The organism is Stutzerimonas chloritidismutans, assembly GCF_020783375.1.
Taxonomy (GTDB): Bacteria; Pseudomonadota; Gammaproteobacteria; order Pseudomonadales; family Pseudomonadaceae; genus Stutzerimonas; species Stutzerimonas kunmingensis.
In genome coordinates this window covers 4146635-4162563 of sequence record NZ_CP086067.1, presented here as the reverse complement: position 1 = coordinate 4162563, position 15929 = coordinate 4146635, and the positions used below count along the sequence as shown (strand labels likewise).

Genomic DNA, 15929 nt, shown 5'->3' with positions numbered 1-15929 from the left:
TAACGCGCCGCCCGTAGCGGCGTCAGCCGCGGGTGGTGCTGCCTTCGAGTTCGCGCATCAGCAGCGCGTAGCGCAGATCGACGTCTTCCGGCACCGGCAGGTAGACCGTGTGACCGTCGCCAGGAGCCACCTCGATGGCTTCGCCGCGCTTGTTCTCCAGCTGCTCCAGGCGCAGGTTGAGGTTGCCCTGCGGCGTCATCAGTTCCAGCCGGTCGCCAACCGCGAAGCGGTTCTTCACCGTCACCTCGGCCAGGCCGTTGCGGCGTTCGCCGGTCAGCTCGCCAACGAACTGCTGACGCTCGGAGAGCGAGAAGCCGCGCTCGTAGTTCTGGTATTCGTCATGCACATGGCGGCGCAGGAAGCCTTCGGTGTAGCCGCGGTGGGCCAGCGACTCGAGGGTGTCCATCAGGGACTTGTCGAACGGCCGACCGGCGAGGGCGTCGTCAATGGCCTTGCGGTAGACCTGCGCAGTGCGCGCCACGTAGTAGTGGCTCTTGGTGCGGCCTTCGATCTTCAGCGAGTGCACGCCCATCTGCACCAGGCGCTCGACGTGCTGCACGGCGCGCAGGTCCTTGGAGTTCATGATGTAGGTGCCGTGCTCGTCCTCGAAGGCGGACATGAATTCGCCTGGACGGCTGCTGTCTTCGAGCAGGAATACCTCATCGGTCGGCGCGCCGATACCGAGGGTTGGGTCGGGGCTGGGAGTTTGTGCCGGCTGCACGACAATCGGCTCGTACTTGTGCACGATGTCGCCGACTTCGTTCTCCTTCGCCTCATGGGTCTTGTACTCCCAGCGGCAGGCGTTGGTGCAGCTGCCCTGGTTGGGGTCGCGCTTGTTGATGTAGCCGGACAGCAGGCAGCGGCCGGAATAGGCCATGCACAGCGCGCCGTGGACGAACACTTCCAGCTCCATGCCCGGCACCTGTTCGCGGATCTCGCCAATCTCCTCCAGCGACAGCTCGCGGGAGAGGATCACGCGGCTGACGCCCTGGCTCTCCCAGAACTTCACCGTCGCCCAGTTCACCGCATTGGCCTGCACCGAGAGGTGGATGGTCTGCTGCGGGAAGTGCTGGCGCACCAGCATGATCAGCCCGGGGTCGGACATGATCAGCGCATCCGGTCCCATCGCCACCACCGGCTCCAGATCCTTGATGAAGGTCTTCAGCTTGGCGTTGTGCGGGGCGATGTTGACCACCACGTAGAACTGCTTGCCCAGTGCATGTGCTTCGTCGATGCCAAGCTTGAGGTTGGCATGGTCGAACTCGTTGTTGCGCACGCGCAGGCTGTAGCGCGGCTGCCCGGCGTACACCGCATCGGCGCCGTAGGCGAAGGCATAGCGCATGGATTTCAGCGTGCCGGCAGGCGACAGCAGCTCGGTGCGGTAGGGGGTGCTCATGGCGCGGGACTCGCAGGAGGGCATCGAAGAAGCGCGGCATTTTACTGCGCTCGGCGGTCGATTGCGCGTCGTCTGCGATATTCGGGGTGAGGCGCAATGGCGCCCCGCCTGAGCGGGGCGCCGAGGATCAGGCGGCGGGCGCTTCCTTGAGCATGGCGTAGAGCCGGTCCTTGAGCTGCAGCTTCTCCTTCTTCAGGGTCTCGACCTCGCTGTCGGTGCCCGGGACGATGTGCGCTTCGATGTTCTTGACTCGCTGATCCAGCTCGTTGTGCTCGTCGAACAGGCGGGCAAAGGTCTTGTTTTCCGCCTTCAGGCGGGTGATCAGGTCGCGGTACTCGGGGAACATGGCAACTCCTGCGGCATGGATGAGCGGGTTGGGCAGATCGGCTCGGGCCGAGCTGCCTCGTGCTTCCATGGTCGTACCGGTGCTTGCCTGTGGTATTGACCCGCGTCATACGCAGTCGGGAAGCCGGACAGCAAAACGCCGGGACGAGCCCGGCGTTTCGGTCTTGCGTCTGGATCAGGCCGCAGCGATCACATCGCCGTGGTTTTCCGGCTCGATCAACGCGCGGTGCAGCGCGGCGATGGCGGCGTCGTAGTCCTCTTCATTGACCACGCACTGCATCTCTACCTGGCGGATCGACTGGTGGATCGCCTGGATGCTGATGCCGGCTTCGGCCAGTGCCGCCACGGTCTTGGCCAGGATACCCTTGACCTTGAGGTCGGAACCGATCGCCGAGACGATGGCCAGGTTGTGCACCGTGACCTCGGCCGCCGGGTACTTCTCCTCGATCAGCCGCGCCGCGCGGTTGATCAGCTTGCGCGAGCCGGAGGCGTAGTAGGTGATGCTGTTGGCATCGGAGTCCTTGTTCACCACGTAGAGCTTGAGCTGCTTGAGCAGCTTGCTGATCTCCATGTCGTGGCTGATGTCGCCGAGCATGTCCTGATCGAACACCTCGATGCCAAAGACATCCTTGCGTCCGGCGATGATCTCCACGCAGGGCTTCTCGCTCTTGTAGTCCTGGCTGATCAGCGTGCCGCCGTGCTCGGGCTCGAAGGCATTCTTGATGCGCAGCTCGACACCGGCACGGCGCAGGGTCTTGGCCGCGCGCGGGTGGATCGCTTCCATGCCGAGGTTCGACAGCTGGTCGGCGACGTCGTAGTTGGTGCGGCCGATCGTCACCACCTTGTCGGCACCGACCAGGTTCGGGTCGGCAGAAGAGAGGTGGAATTCCTTGTGGATGATCGCTTCATGCGCGCCGGTGGCGGCGGCGATCTGGGCGAAGGTGATCTCGCTGTAGCCACGGTCATAGGTGTTCATCAGGCCTTCGGCGCAATGCGTGTAGCCGGTGGCGACCACCAGTTCGCGGCTCAGGTCGAAGCCGGCAAAATGGCTGGCGATCATCTCTTCGAACGGCAGCGGCGCTTCCTGCTGCCAGCCGGTGAGGTCGGCCAGACGGGCGTTGACGCCGCGCTGCTTGAGCGCCAGCACCGAGTTGAACGCGCTATGCGCTTCACCGAGGGAGGCGAGCATCTCGCGCACCTTCATCAGGTGCTCGGAGAGCTGGAAGTGGCCGTAGGCGCAGAGCTTCTGCAGGCTGTGCATGCACTCGCTGGCGTCGTCGATGCGCGAATTGATGAACTGGTTGGCGGCGTGCAGCTCGTACTCGGAGCTGAACAACTCGGCGTTCTTCGCCAGCATGCGCTGGCGCACGCCTTCCAGCGCCTCGCGCCAGGCGCCTTCGCTCTGGGCATCGGCAAAACGCTGGTAGACGCCTGGCTCGCCGGTCTTCTTGTGTTCCAGCAGCAGATTGGTCATGCCGCTATAGGCCGAGACGACGAAGACGCGCTGGTACAGCGCTGCGCCTTCCCGGCGGCCGATGAAGATGTTGTCGAGGACTTCCTCGAAGCGGCTCATCGACGTGCCGCCGATCTTTTCTACGGTATGCATCTTTTTATTGCGTCCGAATCTGGCAGGCCGTTGACGGGCCCGGCGCGGCTGGCGCACCTGTCGATCAACGAGCTGGAAGTGAGTTCATCCCTGGGCCAATAAGCGATCGGCCAAGCCGGGGGATCGGGCCCGTCATCAGACGCGCCCGATCGCCTCAGAGATACTGTTGCGGCTGAATGTCCAGCGGCTTGAAGTTCTCACGCTCGGCGACGAAGGCCGGGCGGGGTTTCTGCTCGCAGAACGGCGGCTGCACGGCATTATCCACGTGGTTGTAGACGTAGAACAGATTGCTCCGCGCGCTGGGTGTGATGTTGCCGTTGGAGCCGTGCATGGTGTTGCAATCGAAGAACACCACGCTGCCGGCGGGGCCGGTGGCGCAGTCGATGCCGAAGCGGCTGGCCAACTCGCTCAGGCTGTTCTGGTCGGGTACACCGAACTCCTGCTTGCGCAGGGACTTCTCGTAGTGGTTCTCCGGCGTGGCGCCGACGCAGCGCACGTAGTGCTTGTGCGAGCCGGGCATGAGCATCAGCGGGCCGTTGTGCGGCTCGTTGTCGGTCAGCAGGATCGAGCAGGACAGGCAACGCATGCGCGGCATGCCGTCCTCGACGTGCCAGGTCTCGAAGTCCGAGTGCCAGTAGAACTCCTTGCCGGTGAAGCCGGGCTTGAAGTTCATCCGCGACTGATGCACGTACAGATCACCGCCGAGAATGTAACGGGCGATGCCGGCGGTGCGCTCATCGGCGGCCACGCGGGCGAACAGTTCGTTGTCGCTGTGAATGTCGAACACCGAGCGGACTGCGCCGCTGTCGGGTTCCTTGATGGTCTTGCCGGAGCCGGCGACGGCCGGGTCCTGGCGCATGCGCTCGAGTTCGGCGCGGAATACCGCCACTTCGTCGGCGCTGAACAGGTTGGGGATGACCAGGTAGCCGTCGCGCTCGAAACGCTCGATCAGCTCCGCCGCTATCGGCGCATTCTCCAGGTCGCTGCGGTAGACGACCGGATCCAGGCGTTCCTGCCAGCTGGGCTGGTCTTCCTGGCGCGAGGGATACAGGTCGGCTTGCATAGGGTTCACGCTTACCTCCTTTTCTTGTGATGGTGGGGCGGCTCCATGGCCGCCCCGGTAAACCGGTATCAGACGGTTTCGGCCTCCAGCGGATAGACGCCGCTCTCGTCATGTACTTCCTTGCCGTTGAGCGGCGGGTTGAAGACGCAGGCCATCTTCATGTCCTCGCTACCGCCGCGCAGCAGGTGCTCGTCGTGCTTGTCGAGGATGTACAGCGTGCCGGGTTCGATCTTGTAGATCTTCCCGTCGGCGATGGTCTCGATCTCGCCGTTGCCGCTCATGCAGTACACCGACTCCAGGTGGTTCTGGTAGTGGATGTGCGTCTCGGTGCCGGCGTAGATGGTGGTTATGTGGAACGAGAAACCCATGTTGTCGTCTTTGAGCAACAGACGGGTGCTGTCCCAGGTGCCGGTCTTGCTGTGGACCTTGCGGTCGGTCTGCTCGCACTCGGCGAGGGTTCTGACGATCATTGCAAATACCTCAGGAAGCTTGGTTTTCGGTCTGCTCGCTCATCACGGCGGCGAAGGCCTTGTCGAGGATGGCGAGTGCGCGGTCGATCTGCTCTTCGCTGATGATCAGCGGGCAGAGACACTTGACCACTTCGCTGTGGGCGCCGCTGGTTTCGATCACCAGGCCGTTCTCGAAGGCGTCACGGCAGACGGCGGAGGCGATATCGCCATCCGGGCAGCTGATGCCGATCATCATCCCGCGGCCCTTGAGGAACAGCGAATCCGGGCCGTGGCGGCGGACGATGCGCTGCATGCCGTCGGCGATGCGCTTGCCCTTGGCCTTCACGCTGTTGGCGAACTCGTCGTTCTGCCAGAAGTGCTCGACGGCTGCGGCAGCAGTGACGAACGCATGGTTGTTGCCGCGGAAGGTGCCGTTGTGCTCGCCCGGCTTCCACTGGTCCAGCTCAGGGCGCAGCAGCACCATTGCGAATGGCAGGCCATAGCCGGACAGCGACTTGGACAGGGTCACGATGTCCGGATGGATGCCCATTTCCTCGAAGCTGAAGAAGGTCCCGGTGCGGCCGCAACCGGCCTGGATGTCATCGACGATCAGCAGCATCTCGTGCTTGCGGCAGAGCTTCTCGAGCTTGCGCATCCACTCGGTCGACGCGGTGTTCAGTCCGCCTTCGCCCTGCACCACCTCGACGATCACCGCGGCGGGCTTGTCGATGCCGCTGGAGGGGTCGGAGAGCAGCTTGTCCATCATGCCGATGGTGTTGGTCTTGTCGCCGAAGTAGTTGGCGTACGGCATCCTGCTGACATCGGTGAGGCTGATGCCGGAGCCGCCGCGGTGATGCTGGTTGCCGGTCGCGGCCAGCGCGCCGATGCTGCAGCCGTGGAAGCCGTTGGTGAAGCTGATGATGTTGTTGCGCCCGGTGACCTTGCGCGCCAGCTTCATCGCCGCTTCGACCGCGTTGGTGCCGGTTGGGCCGGTGAACTGCATGCGGTAGTCGCCCATGCCGCGCGGTTCGAGGATCAGGCGGTTGAAGGTTTCGAGGAAACGCTCCTTGGCTGCGGTGTACATGTCCAGGCCATGGGTGATGCCGTCGTTCTGGATGTACTCGAGCAGCGCCTGCTTGAGTACCGGGTGGTTGTGCCCGTAGTTGAGCGTGCCGGCACCGGCGAGGAAGTCGATGTAACGCTTGCCGTCCCTGGTGACCAGTTCGGCACCCTGGGCCTGGTTGAAGACCACGGGGAAGGAACGGCAGTAGCTACGAACCTTGGATTCGTTCAGTTCAAAAGTTTTCATGCGTGCTCCTTGAGCTCTTCTTCTAGATGGGAAACGGTGAACGGGCCGGCGCGGTAGAGCACCTCGTCCTCGTGCTGACCGCCAAAGTGCGCGGCGCGGGAAAACAGCGTGCGCGTGGTGCAGTCGGCACCCAGCCGGTCGAATGCCCGCTTGAACAGTGCCTGCGACGCCGCGTTGTCCGGGGAAATGGTGGTTTCCATGAAGCGCACGTCGTGCTCACGGGCCACACGGGCCGTCAGCGCCAGCAGCATGCGCAGGGCCAGGCCCTGACCGCGCATCGAACTATCGACGGCGACCTGCCAGACGAACAGAGTGTCCGGGCGGGCAGGGGGGCGGTAACCCGAGATGAAACCAACCAGTTCGCCCTGGGCGTTCTCTGCGGCGATGGCGGTGTCGGCGAAATCGGAGCACTGCAGCAGGTTGCAGTAGACCGAATTGGTATCGAGGGGCTGGCAGCGCGCCACCAGCTGATGCAGGTTGTAACCGTCGCCGTCGGTTGGGCGACGGAGCACTACGGTAGGGAAACTCAAAACAATGCCTTTGGGGTTGTTGATTGAATTCCTTTTTAGGGTAGGCATATCCGGAGAAGTTTCTCAACCCGAACTTCTGAATATGCGAAGTTAAGAGCGCTGCATATATCGCTCAATCCCGCGTAATTACGGCGATTGCGCCGTGGATGTTTCAGTCTGTTTCATTTCGCCAGGCTGGCGGTGAAGGCTGATAGTTGCGGGGAAGTTTCGGGATTGCCGCGGGAAGTTCGATGGCAGTGATGCACAGAAGTTCGCCTTGAGTGGCCATGACGTAGCTGAAAGCTGCATGAATGCTGGCTTTTCTGTGGTTGAGCGCTCCCCGAATCGTTCGCCATGCACGCGCTGTTGGGCATGGTGTGCTGCGGGTAAGTGTGCGGGGAAGAATCAGGCTGAGAATCGACGCGGAAATAGCACTAAATGGCGGCGTGAACTACCGATGATATTCCGCTGATGTGACGTCTGTATGTCGGCGCGATATGGCCACGGCCGAGCAAGTTGCTCGGCGTAGTTGTGGTGGCCGCGATCGATGATTTCAGAAAGTCTGCCGATCCGCTCTATCTCGCGTTATGCGGGGCCTGTGGCGAAGTTGTCGAAAGTTGTGCCAGACAACTTCATTGCCACCAGCGATGACCCTGGCGTTCGATGAATTGATGGGCCTGTTCCGGGCCGTCCTCGCCGGCCGGATAGGGGCGCGGCTTGCGGTAGTAGCTGTGCCAGCCGCGCAGGATCGGATCGACCCAGTTCCAGGCCGCCTCTACCTCGTCACGGCGCATGAACAGCGTGGAGTCGCCTTCGATCACATCCAGCAGCAGCCGCTCGTAGGCTTCCCAGCGACGGGTGCTGCTGAAGGCGTGCGCCAAGTTCAGATCCAGCTCCACCGGTTCCAGCTGCATGCCCTTGCCGGGTGCCTTGGCCATCAGCTGCAGGCTGATGCTTTCTTCCGGCTGCAGGCTGATCACCAGGCGGTTCACTTCTCCCTTGCTGAACAGCAGGTGCGGCACCTGTTTGAAGGTGATGATGATCTCCGAGCGCTTGCGCGCCATGCGCTTGCCGGTGCGCAGGTAGAAGGGCACGCCAGCCCAGCGCCAGTTGTCGATCTCGGCCTTCACCGCGACGAAGGTTTCGGTGTCGCTGTCGTTGTCGATGTTCGGCTCGAAGTAGTAGGCCTGCACGTCGTGGCCACCGATGCGGCCGGCGCCGTATTGGCCGCGCACGGTCTTGTCCAGCACGTCGTTGCCGGTGATCGGCTTCAGCGCCTCGAGCACCTTCACCTTCTCGCCGCGGATGTGCTTGGCATCGAAACGCACCGGCGCCTCCATTGCCACCAGGCAGAGCAGCTGCAGGAGGTGGTTCTGCAGCATGTCGCGCATCGCGCCGGCGTTGTCGTAGTAGCCGCCGCGGTTCTCCACGCCGAGGGTTTCGGCGACGGTGATCTGCACGTGGTCGATATGCCCGGAGCGCCAGATCGGCTCGAACAGCGCGTTGGCGAAGCGCAGCGCCATGAGGTTCTGCACCGTTTCCTTGCCCAGGTAGTGATCGATCCGGTAGATCCGCGACTCAGGGAACACGGCGCCGATCGATTCGTTGATTTCCAGCGCCGAGTCCAGCGAATGGCCGATCGGCTTTTCCAGCACGATGCGCGCATCGTCACCGGCCAGCCCGGCGCTTTCGAGATTGGCGGCGATGGGTTCAAACAGATCCGGCGCGGTCGCCAGGTAGTACACCCGCACACGGCCGTCGGCCTGACCGAGGTGATGGGCAAGGCGCACGTAGTCGCCGCGCTGGTTGGCGTCCATGGCGAAATAGTCCAGGCGCTGGGCAAAGGCCTGCCAGGTGTCAGGGCTGAAGTCGCTGCGGGCGACCTGCGCGCGGCAATGCCGCTCGGCCAGGGCCAGGTAGCCGTCGCGGTCGAGCTTTTTGCGCGCCAGGGCGAGTATCCGTACGTCGGCGTGCAGGCGCCCGTCACGGTGCAGGTGGTAGAGCGCCGGAAGCAGTTTGTGCAGCGTCAGGTCACCGGTCCCGCCGAACACGAGCATGTCACAGGATATCGACATCGATTCTCTCCCAGGGCCAAAAAATGGGCGTCGTGGCGAGGCTTGTAGTATAACTACCGCCCCACTACAACCCGCTGACGGCTGAGCGGCGCCGATCGCGCCCGAGCAAAGCCATCAGACGAGAGCATAGCGAGTCCGGAACGTGAATCTGCTGCAGCACATCGCCCAATCCAGAAGCCTGCTACGGAAGTCGGAGCTGAAAGTGGCCGACCATGTCCTGCTCGATCCGGCGTCGGTGATGCACAGCTCCATGGCCGACCTGGCCCACGTGGTCGGTGTCAGCGAACCCACCATCGTGCGCTTCTGCCGCGCCATCGGTTGCCTGGGTTTTCAGGATCTCAAGCTCAAACTGGCGCAGAGCCTGGCGGCTGGCGCCAGCTTCGGTCAGTTCGCCATCAGCGAGAACGATTCGGTGGCCGACTTCGCCTTGAAGATCTTCGACACCACGCTGCACACGCTGATGGAAGTGCGCGAGCGGCTCGACCCCGAAGCGCTGCAGCGCGCCATCGCTGCCATGGCCAAGGCCGAGCGCGTGGAGTTCTACGGTTTCGGCGCATCCGGCGCGGTGGCCACCGACGCCCAGCACAAGTTCTTCCGTCTGCTGCTGTCAGCTGCCGCCTATTCCGATCCGCACATGCAGGCCATGTCGGCGGTGACGCTCAAGCCCACCGACGTGGCGATCTGCATCTCGCAGTCCGGTCGCTCGAAGGATCTGCTGATCACCGCCAACGTGGTGCGTGAATCCGGCGCGACGCTCATCACCCTGTGCCCGAGCCAGACGCCGCTGGCCGAGCTGGCCACCATCAACCTGGCAATCGACGTGCAGGAAGACACCGAGATCTACACCCCGCTGACCTCGCGTATCGCTCACCTGGTAGTGATCGACGTGCTGGCGATGGGTGTTGCCATGGCGCGCGGACCGAGTCTGGTCAATCACCTCAAGAGCGTGAAGCGCAGCCTGCGCAGCCTTCGCCTGTCGCCGCAGAAGGTCAAGACGCACGACGACTGAGGCGCCGCTGCACCTTCACGGTCGCGTAATCGCCCTGACTTCAGGTTGTCATCCATGACGTCGATGCTGATCTCTCCTTACCTGTTCTGGGAGATCGCCTCATGCTCCGGCACACCGACGACAGTAGCCAGCTCGACAGCAAGTCCCGTCGCAAACAGCAGGATGAGCGGCGCATGCGTTTTCGCCGCGCCATCGAAAGCTATACCGAGCAGCGTCAGCTGCATGCCGAGCTGAACGACTACGCCGATGCGCTGGTGATCAGCTCGCTGCGCTCGTCGTCGGCGAGCCGGCGAAGCGCTCCGCCAGCGCACTGATCTGCGCGCGCTCTTCACGGAGGAAAGCGAAGAACGCCTGGGCCACCGGACTCAGGCGCTTGCCGCGCGAATGCACCACGCACCAGCTGCGATACAGCGGCAACTCCTCGACCGGCAGCTCGCGTAGCAGCCCGTTGGCCAGCTCCAGATGTACCGCATGGCGCGGCAGCAGCGCCAGGCCGAGCCCGGCCACCACGCATTCGCGCAGCGCATCCAGCGACGCGACCTGGATGGTCTGGGCGAAATGCGCGCGCTTCTGGCGCAGGTAGTCCTCGCCGGCCCGTCGCGTGCCCGAGCCGGGCTCCCGCACCAGCAGGGGATAGTCCGTGAGGTCCTGCAGGGACAGCGTGGCGGCGTTGCACAGCGGATGGTCGGGCGGTGCCACGGCGATGATCGGGTTGTTCAGGAAGGGCATGAACTCCAGGTCCATGTCGGTAGGCACCTGAGACATGATCAGCAGGTCGTCACGGCTCACCGACAGGCGCTTGACCGCCTGGGCATGGTTGACCACCACCAGTTGCAGGCTGACCTCAGGGTGCAGGCGCTTGAAGGCGGCGAACAGGTGCGGCGTGACGTACTTGGCGCTGGACTCCACCGCCAGGTTGAGCTGGCCCTGCAGCGAGCCCTGCAGATCCGAGAGCTGCATGTCGAGGCTGTCCAGGCGACCGAAGATGTCGGTACTGGCGCGCTGTAGCGCTTCAGCCGCATCGGTCAGGTAGAGCTTCTTGCCGAGGTACTCGAAAAGCGGTTGACCGACCAGTTCCTCGAGCTGTCGAATCTGCAAACTGACGGCGGGCTGGGTCAGTGCCATTTCCTCGGCGGCGCGGCTATACGAGTGCGTTTCGCACACTGCGCGAAATACCTGAAGCTGGCGCAATGTCATGCGCATCAACGATTTTCGCATCACGTTCTCCGCAATATTATTGAAGCGCAACCCCGTTGCACCGTTGCCGGCGGCGCTGACCGTTCGGCCAGATTAATGGTGCTCAGGGTGTATCTATAAGTAATTACTTATTCTCAAGCAAACAATTATTCATTTTCAGTAATCCCCCCAGCGGGCGTAGGGTGAAACGGCTCGTTGCAAATGCGAGTGATCATGACCCGCACGCGGGTCCCCTGCTCAACGATCCGAGGGAAGACAGCGTGATCAAGAAGCTGCTGATCGCCAACCGCGGGGAAATCGCGGTGCGCATTGTCCGCGCCTGTGCCGAAATGGGTGTCCGCTCGGTGGCGGTATTCTCCGAAGCCGACCGCCACGCGCTGCACGTCAAGCGTGCCGACGAGGCGCATTTCATCGGCGAAGACCCGCTGGCCGGCTACCTGAACCCGCGCAAGCTGGTGAACCTGGCTGTGGAAACCGGCTGCGATGCGCTGCATCCAGGCTATGGATTTCTTTCCGAGAATGCCGAACTGGCGGAGATCTGCGCCGAACGTGGCATCCGCTTCGTAGGCCCCAGCGCCGAAGTCATCCGCCGCATGGGCGACAAGACCGAAGCGCGGCGCAGCATGATCAAGGCCGGCGTGCCGGTCACGCCGGGCACCGAGGGCAACGTCGCCGATCTTGCCGAGGCGCTGCGCGAAGCCGAGCGTATCGGCTATCCGGTGATGCTCAAGGCCACCTCCGGTGGTGGCGGCCGCGGCATTCGTCGCTGCAACTCGCAGGCAGAGCTGGAATCGGCCTTTCCGCGAGTGATTTCCGAAGCGACCAAGGCCTTCGGCAGCGCTGAAGTATTCCTGGAAAAGTGCATCGTCGAACCCAAGCATATCGAGGCGCAGATCCTCGCCGATTCGTTTGGCAATACCGTGCACCTGTTCGAGCGCGACTGCTCGATCCAGCGCCGCAACCAGAAACTCATCGAGATCGCCCCGAGCCCGCAGCTCACCCCCGAGCAGCGCGCCTATATCGGCGACCTGGCCGTGCGTGCGGCCAAGGCGGTGGGTTACGAGAACGCCGGCACCGTGGAGTTCCTGCTCGCCGATGGCGAGGTGTACTTCATGGAAATGAACACCCGGGTGCAGGTGGAACACACCATCACCGAGGAAATCACCGGCATCGACATCGTCCGCGAGCAGATCCGCATCGCCTCCGGCCAGCCGCTGTCGGTCAAGCAGGAGGACATCCAGTATCGCGGCTTCGCCCTGCAGTTCCGCATCAACGCCGAGGAGCCGCGCAACGACTTCCTGCCCTGCTTCGGCAAGATCACCCGCTATTACGCGCCGGGCGGCCCCGGTGTGCGCACCGACACGGCGATCTATACCGGCTACACCATTCCGCCGTATTACGACTCCATGTGCCTGAAGCTGATCGTCTGGGCGCTGACCTGGGAAGAGGCACTGGCCCGTGGTTCGCGAGCGCTGGACGACATGCGCGTACAGGGCGTGAAGACCACCGCCACCTATTACCAGCAGATTCTCGCCAGTCCGGATTTCCGCAGCGGCCAGTTCAACACCAGCTTCGTCGAGAACCACCCGGAACTGCTGAACTACTCGATCAAACGCAAGCCGGGCGAGCTGGCCCTGGCCATCGCTGCCGCCATCGCCGCCCACGCAGGACTGTGAGGAACGAACCATGACTGCTCAGAAGAAAATCACCGTTACCGACACCATCCTGCGTGACGCCCATCAGTCGCTGCTGGCCACCCGCATGCGCACTGAAGACATGCTGCCGATCTGCGAAAAGCTCGACCGTGTCGGCTACTGGTCGCTGGAAGTCTGGGGCGGCGCCACGTTCGACGCCTGCGTACGCTTCCTCAAGGAAGACCCCTGGGAGCGCCTGCGCCAGCTCAAGGCGGCGCTGCCCAACACCCGACTACAGATGCTGCTGCGCGGGCAGAACCTGCTCGGCTACCGCCATTACAGCGATGATGTGGTCGAAGCGTTCTGCGCCAAGGCGGCGCAGAACGGCATCGACGTGTTCCGCATCTTCGACGCTATGAACGACGTGCGAAACCTGGAAACCGCGATCAAGGCCGTGAAGAAGACCGGCAAGCACGCCCAGGGCACCATCGCCTACACCACCAGCCCGGTGCATACCGTCGAGTTGTTCGTCGAGCAGGGTCGGGCGATGCGCGACATGGGCGTCGATTCCATCGCCATCAAGGACATGGCCGGCCTGCTCACGCCGTTCGCCACCGGCGAGCTGGTGCGCGCGCTGAAGGCCGAGATCGACCTGCCGGTGTTCATTCACTCCCACGACACGGCTGGCGTCGCCAGCATGTGCCAGTTGAAAGCCATCGAGAACGGCGCCGACCACATCGACACCGCCATTTCCTCCATGGCCTGGGGCACCAGTCATCCCGGCACCGAATCCATGGTTGCCGCGTTGCGTGGCACGCCTTACGACACCGGTCTCGATCTGGAGCTGCTGCAGGAGATCGGCCTGTACTTCTACGCGGTGCGCAAGAAGTACCACCAGTTCGAAAGCGAATTCACCGGCGTCGATACCCGTGTGCAGGTCAACCAGGTGCCGGGCGGGATGATTTCCAACCTGGCCAACCAGCTGAAGGAGCAGGGTGCGCTCAACCGCATGGATGAAGTGCTCGCCGAGATTCCGCGCGTGCGCAAGGACCTCGGCTACCCGCCGCTGGTAACCCCGACCTCGCAGATCGTCGGCACCCAGGCGTTCTTCAACGTGCTCGCCGGCGAACGCTACAAGACCATTACCAACGAGGTGAAGCTCTACCTGCAGGGCCGCTACGGCAAGGCGCCGGGCACCATCGACGCCAAGCTGCAGCGCCAGGCCATTGGCGGTGAAGAGATCATCGACGTGCGCCCGGCCGACCTGATCAAGCCGGAGCTGGACAAGCTGCGCCAGGAAGTCGGTGCGCTGGCCAAATCCGAAGAAGACGTGCTGACCTACGCCATGTTCCCCGACATCGGCCGCAAGTTCCTCGAGGAGCGTGAGGCCGGTACGCTGGTACCGGAAACACTGCTGCCGATCCCTGACGGCAGCACCGCGACCGCTGCAGGCGGGCAGGGCGTGCCGACCGAGTTCGTCATCGACGTGCATGGCGAAACCTACCGCGTGGATATCACCGGTGTCGGCGTCAAGGGCGAAGGCAAGCGGCACTTCTTCCTTTCCATCGACGGCATGCCGGAAGAGGTGGTGTTCGAGCCATTGAACAACTTCGTCGGCGGCAGCGGCGGCAGCCAGCGCAAGCAGGCCAGCGGTCCGGGCGACGTCAGCACCAGCATGCCGGGCAACGTGGTCGACGTGCTGGTCAAGGAAGGCGACGTGGTCAAGGCTGGCCAGGCCGTACTGATCAGCGAAGCGATGAAGATGGAAACCGAGATTCAGGCGCCCATGAGCGGTACGGTCAAGGCCGTGCATGTCGCCAAAGGTGACCGGGTGAACCCGGGCGATGTCTTGATAGAGATCGAGGGCTGAGTGAAGGGTGGCGTGGCGGTCTGATCACGCCACGCCAGCGTCGTTTCGACTGTTTTGGCCGCGCTGCGCAAGCATGCGCGGCAGCCAGCGGAACGGACAGCGCGGGCAGTGTGTCCCCTTTGGGAGCCCTTGCGGCTCCTTTTTTTCGAGCCAATGCCTGCCAGGGATCGGTCCATTATCCAAGCTGTGGAGACTGTAGATGGGTATCGACCCAGTAGTGCTGTTCTTCGTGTTCGGCCTGTTTGCGGGCCTGGTGAAGAGCGAGTTGAAGCTGCCGCCGGCGCTCTACGAGACGCTGTCGATCATCCTGCTGCTGGCGATCGGTCTGCACGGTGGTGTGGAGCTGGCCGAACAGGCCAGTGCGGCGCTTCTGGGCCAGTCGCTGCTGGTGCTGGGGCTGGGCGTGTTGCTGCCGATCCTGGCCTTCATCCTGCTGCGCGGGTTGCGCTTCGACCGGGTCAACGCGGCGGCGGTGGCGGCGCACTACGGTTCGGTGAGCGCCGGTACCTTCGCTGTGGTGGTGGCCTATCTGGCGGCGCGGGAAATCTTCTTCGAAAGCTACATGCCGCTGTTCGTGGCGATCCTCGAAATCCCGGCGATCCTGGTCGGCATTCTGCTGGCCAAGGGCGTGTCGCGCGATACCGACTGGAAGGAACTGGGCCGCGAGATCTTTCTTGGCAAGAGCATCATGCTGCTGCTTGGTGGCCTGCTGATCGGTGCGATCGCCGGCAAGGAGGCCATCAAACCGCTCGAACCGCTGTACACCAGCATGTTCAAACCGGTGCTGGCGTTCTTCCTGCTGGAGATGGGCCTGATCGCCTCCGGCCAGCTCGGCTCGCTCAAGCGCTACGGCTTCAAGCTCGCTGCCTTTGCGCTGCTGATGCCGCTGATCGGTGCGCTGATCGGCGCCCTGCTGGCGCGCTTCATGGGCCTGTCGCTGGGCGGTACGGCGATGCTCGCCACGCTGGCGGCGAGTGCCTCGTACATTGCGGTGCCAGCGGCGATGCGCCTGGCGGTACCGGAAGCCAATCCGTCGCTGTCGCTGACCGCGTCGCTGGGCATCACCTTTCCGTTCAACATCCTGATCGGCATTCCGCTCTACCTGGCCCTGGCCGAGCGGCTGATCGCCTGGGGGTTCTGAGATGAACGCGCACAATCGTACGCTGCTGACCGTGATCTGCGAGGCAGCGCTGGAACACAAGCTGGAAGCCGACCTGAAAAACCTGGGCGCTCCGGGCTGGACCCTGTCGGACGCCCGTGGCAGCGGCAGCCGCGGGGTGCGCAGCGCCGGCTGGGATACCGACGGCAATATCCGCCTGGAGGTGATCTGCAGCCGCGAGATCGCCGAGCGTATCGCCGAGCACCTGCAGGCGCGCTACTACGAAAACTTCGCCATGGTCTGCTATCTGGCCGAGGTGGAAGTGCTGCGGCCCGAGAAGTTCTGACCGCGCGCTGTGATGCCCCTCG

At 63.4% G+C, this 15929-nt stretch carries 15 protein-coding genes; 6 read left to right on the top strand and 9 right to left on the bottom strand.

Features of this window, described 5'->3' with window-relative positions:
- Positions 1-22 precede the first annotated feature (22 nt).
- From trhP to zwf, 8 genes are all read right to left on the bottom strand, one after another.
- Positions 23-1396: a prephenate-dependent tRNA uridine(34) hydroxylase TrhP gene (trhP, locus tag LLJ08_RS19560; RefSeq protein WP_041015393.1), complete on the bottom strand. Its 1374-nt coding sequence runs from the start codon at positions 1394-1396 to the stop codon at positions 23-25.
- A 127-nt stretch (positions 1397-1523) separates the two neighbouring features.
- The gene (locus tag LLJ08_RS19555) at positions 1524-1742 is read right to left on the bottom strand and encodes an HP1242/YdcH family protein (protein WP_041015392.1); all 219 of its coding nucleotides are present in this window, start codon (positions 1740-1742) and stop codon (positions 1524-1526) included.
- 174 nt (positions 1743-1916) lie between these two features.
- A complete protein-coding gene (locus LLJ08_RS19550; protein WP_045666733.1) occupies positions 1917-3347 on the bottom strand; it encodes an aspartate kinase in 1431 nt (476 codons plus the stop codon).
- Positions 3348-3501: 154 nt separating this feature from the next.
- Positions 3502-4410: an ectoine hydroxylase gene (thpD, locus tag LLJ08_RS19545; protein ID WP_045666734.1), complete on the bottom strand. Its 909-nt coding sequence runs from the start codon at positions 4408-4410 to the stop codon at positions 3502-3504.
- A 68-nt stretch (positions 4411-4478) separates the two neighbouring features.
- The gene (locus tag LLJ08_RS19540) at positions 4479-4880 is read right to left on the bottom strand and encodes an ectoine synthase (RefSeq protein ID WP_003297794.1); all 402 of its coding nucleotides are present in this window, start codon (positions 4878-4880) and stop codon (positions 4479-4481) included.
- Between the two features lie 10 nt (positions 4881-4890).
- Positions 4891-6168, bottom strand: coding sequence for a diaminobutyrate--2-oxoglutarate transaminase (gene ectB / locus LLJ08_RS19535; RefSeq protein WP_228207742.1), 1278 nt, complete (start codon positions 6166-6168; stop codon positions 4891-4893).
- The gene (gene ectA / locus LLJ08_RS19530; protein ID WP_003297792.1) at positions 6165-6680 is read right to left on the bottom strand and encodes a diaminobutyrate acetyltransferase; all 516 of its coding nucleotides are present in this window, start codon (positions 6678-6680) and stop codon (positions 6165-6167) included. The genes ectB and ectA overlap by 4 nt, the downstream gene beginning before the upstream one ends.
- 629 nt (positions 6681-7309) lie before the next feature.
- On the bottom strand, positions 7310-8752 hold the full coding sequence (gene zwf, locus LLJ08_RS19525) for a glucose-6-phosphate dehydrogenase (protein ID WP_031297446.1): 1443 nt from the start codon (positions 8750-8752) through the stop codon (positions 7310-7312).
- A 142-nt stretch (positions 8753-8894) separates the two neighbouring features.
- Here zwf and hexR point away from each other — a divergent pair, with 142 nt between their 5' ends.
- Together hexR and LLJ08_RS19515 are read left to right on the top strand one after the other, a co-directional pair.
- Positions 8895-9761: a transcriptional regulator HexR gene (gene hexR, locus LLJ08_RS19520; RefSeq protein ID WP_014822039.1), complete on the top strand. Its 867-nt coding sequence runs from the start codon at positions 8895-8897 to the stop codon at positions 9759-9761.
- Between the two features lie 101 nt (positions 9762-9862).
- Positions 9863-10075 (top strand): PA3496 family putative envelope integrity protein, encoded by a 213-nt coding sequence (locus LLJ08_RS19515; protein ID WP_041754611.1) that lies wholly within the window; start codon positions 9863-9865, stop codon positions 10073-10075.
- Here the strand turns inward: LLJ08_RS19515 and LLJ08_RS19510 are convergent.
- Positions 10020-10979: a LysR family transcriptional regulator gene (locus LLJ08_RS19510; RefSeq protein ID WP_046618086.1), complete on the bottom strand. Its 960-nt coding sequence runs from the start codon at positions 10977-10979 to the stop codon at positions 10020-10022. The genes LLJ08_RS19515 and LLJ08_RS19510 overlap by 56 nt on opposite strands.
- A gap of 239 nt (positions 10980-11218) precedes the next feature.
- Between LLJ08_RS19510 and LLJ08_RS19505 the strand changes: the two genes are divergently transcribed.
- The 4 genes from LLJ08_RS19505 to LLJ08_RS19490 all read left to right on the top strand — a co-directional run bounded on the left by LLJ08_RS19505 (position 11219) and on the right by LLJ08_RS19490 (position 15907).
- Positions 11219-12634, top strand: a complete 1416-nt coding sequence (locus tag LLJ08_RS19505) for an acetyl-CoA carboxylase biotin carboxylase subunit (RefSeq protein ID WP_014822037.1) — start codon at positions 11219-11221, stop codon at positions 12632-12634.
- Positions 12635-12644: 10 nt separating this feature from the next.
- Positions 12645-14462, top strand: a complete 1818-nt coding sequence (gene oadA, locus LLJ08_RS19500; protein WP_041015386.1) for a sodium-extruding oxaloacetate decarboxylase subunit alpha — start codon at positions 12645-12647, stop codon at positions 14460-14462.
- A 199-nt stretch (positions 14463-14661) separates the two neighbouring features.
- Positions 14662-15603, top strand: a complete 942-nt coding sequence (locus tag LLJ08_RS19495; RefSeq protein WP_042922987.1) for a sodium-dependent bicarbonate transport family permease — start codon at positions 14662-14664, stop codon at positions 15601-15603.
- Position 15604: 1 nt separating this feature from the next.
- On the top strand, positions 15605-15907 hold the full coding sequence (locus tag LLJ08_RS19490) for a P-II family nitrogen regulator (RefSeq protein ID WP_014822034.1): 303 nt from the start codon (positions 15605-15607) through the stop codon (positions 15905-15907).
- Positions 15908-15929: the final 22 nt, after the last annotated feature.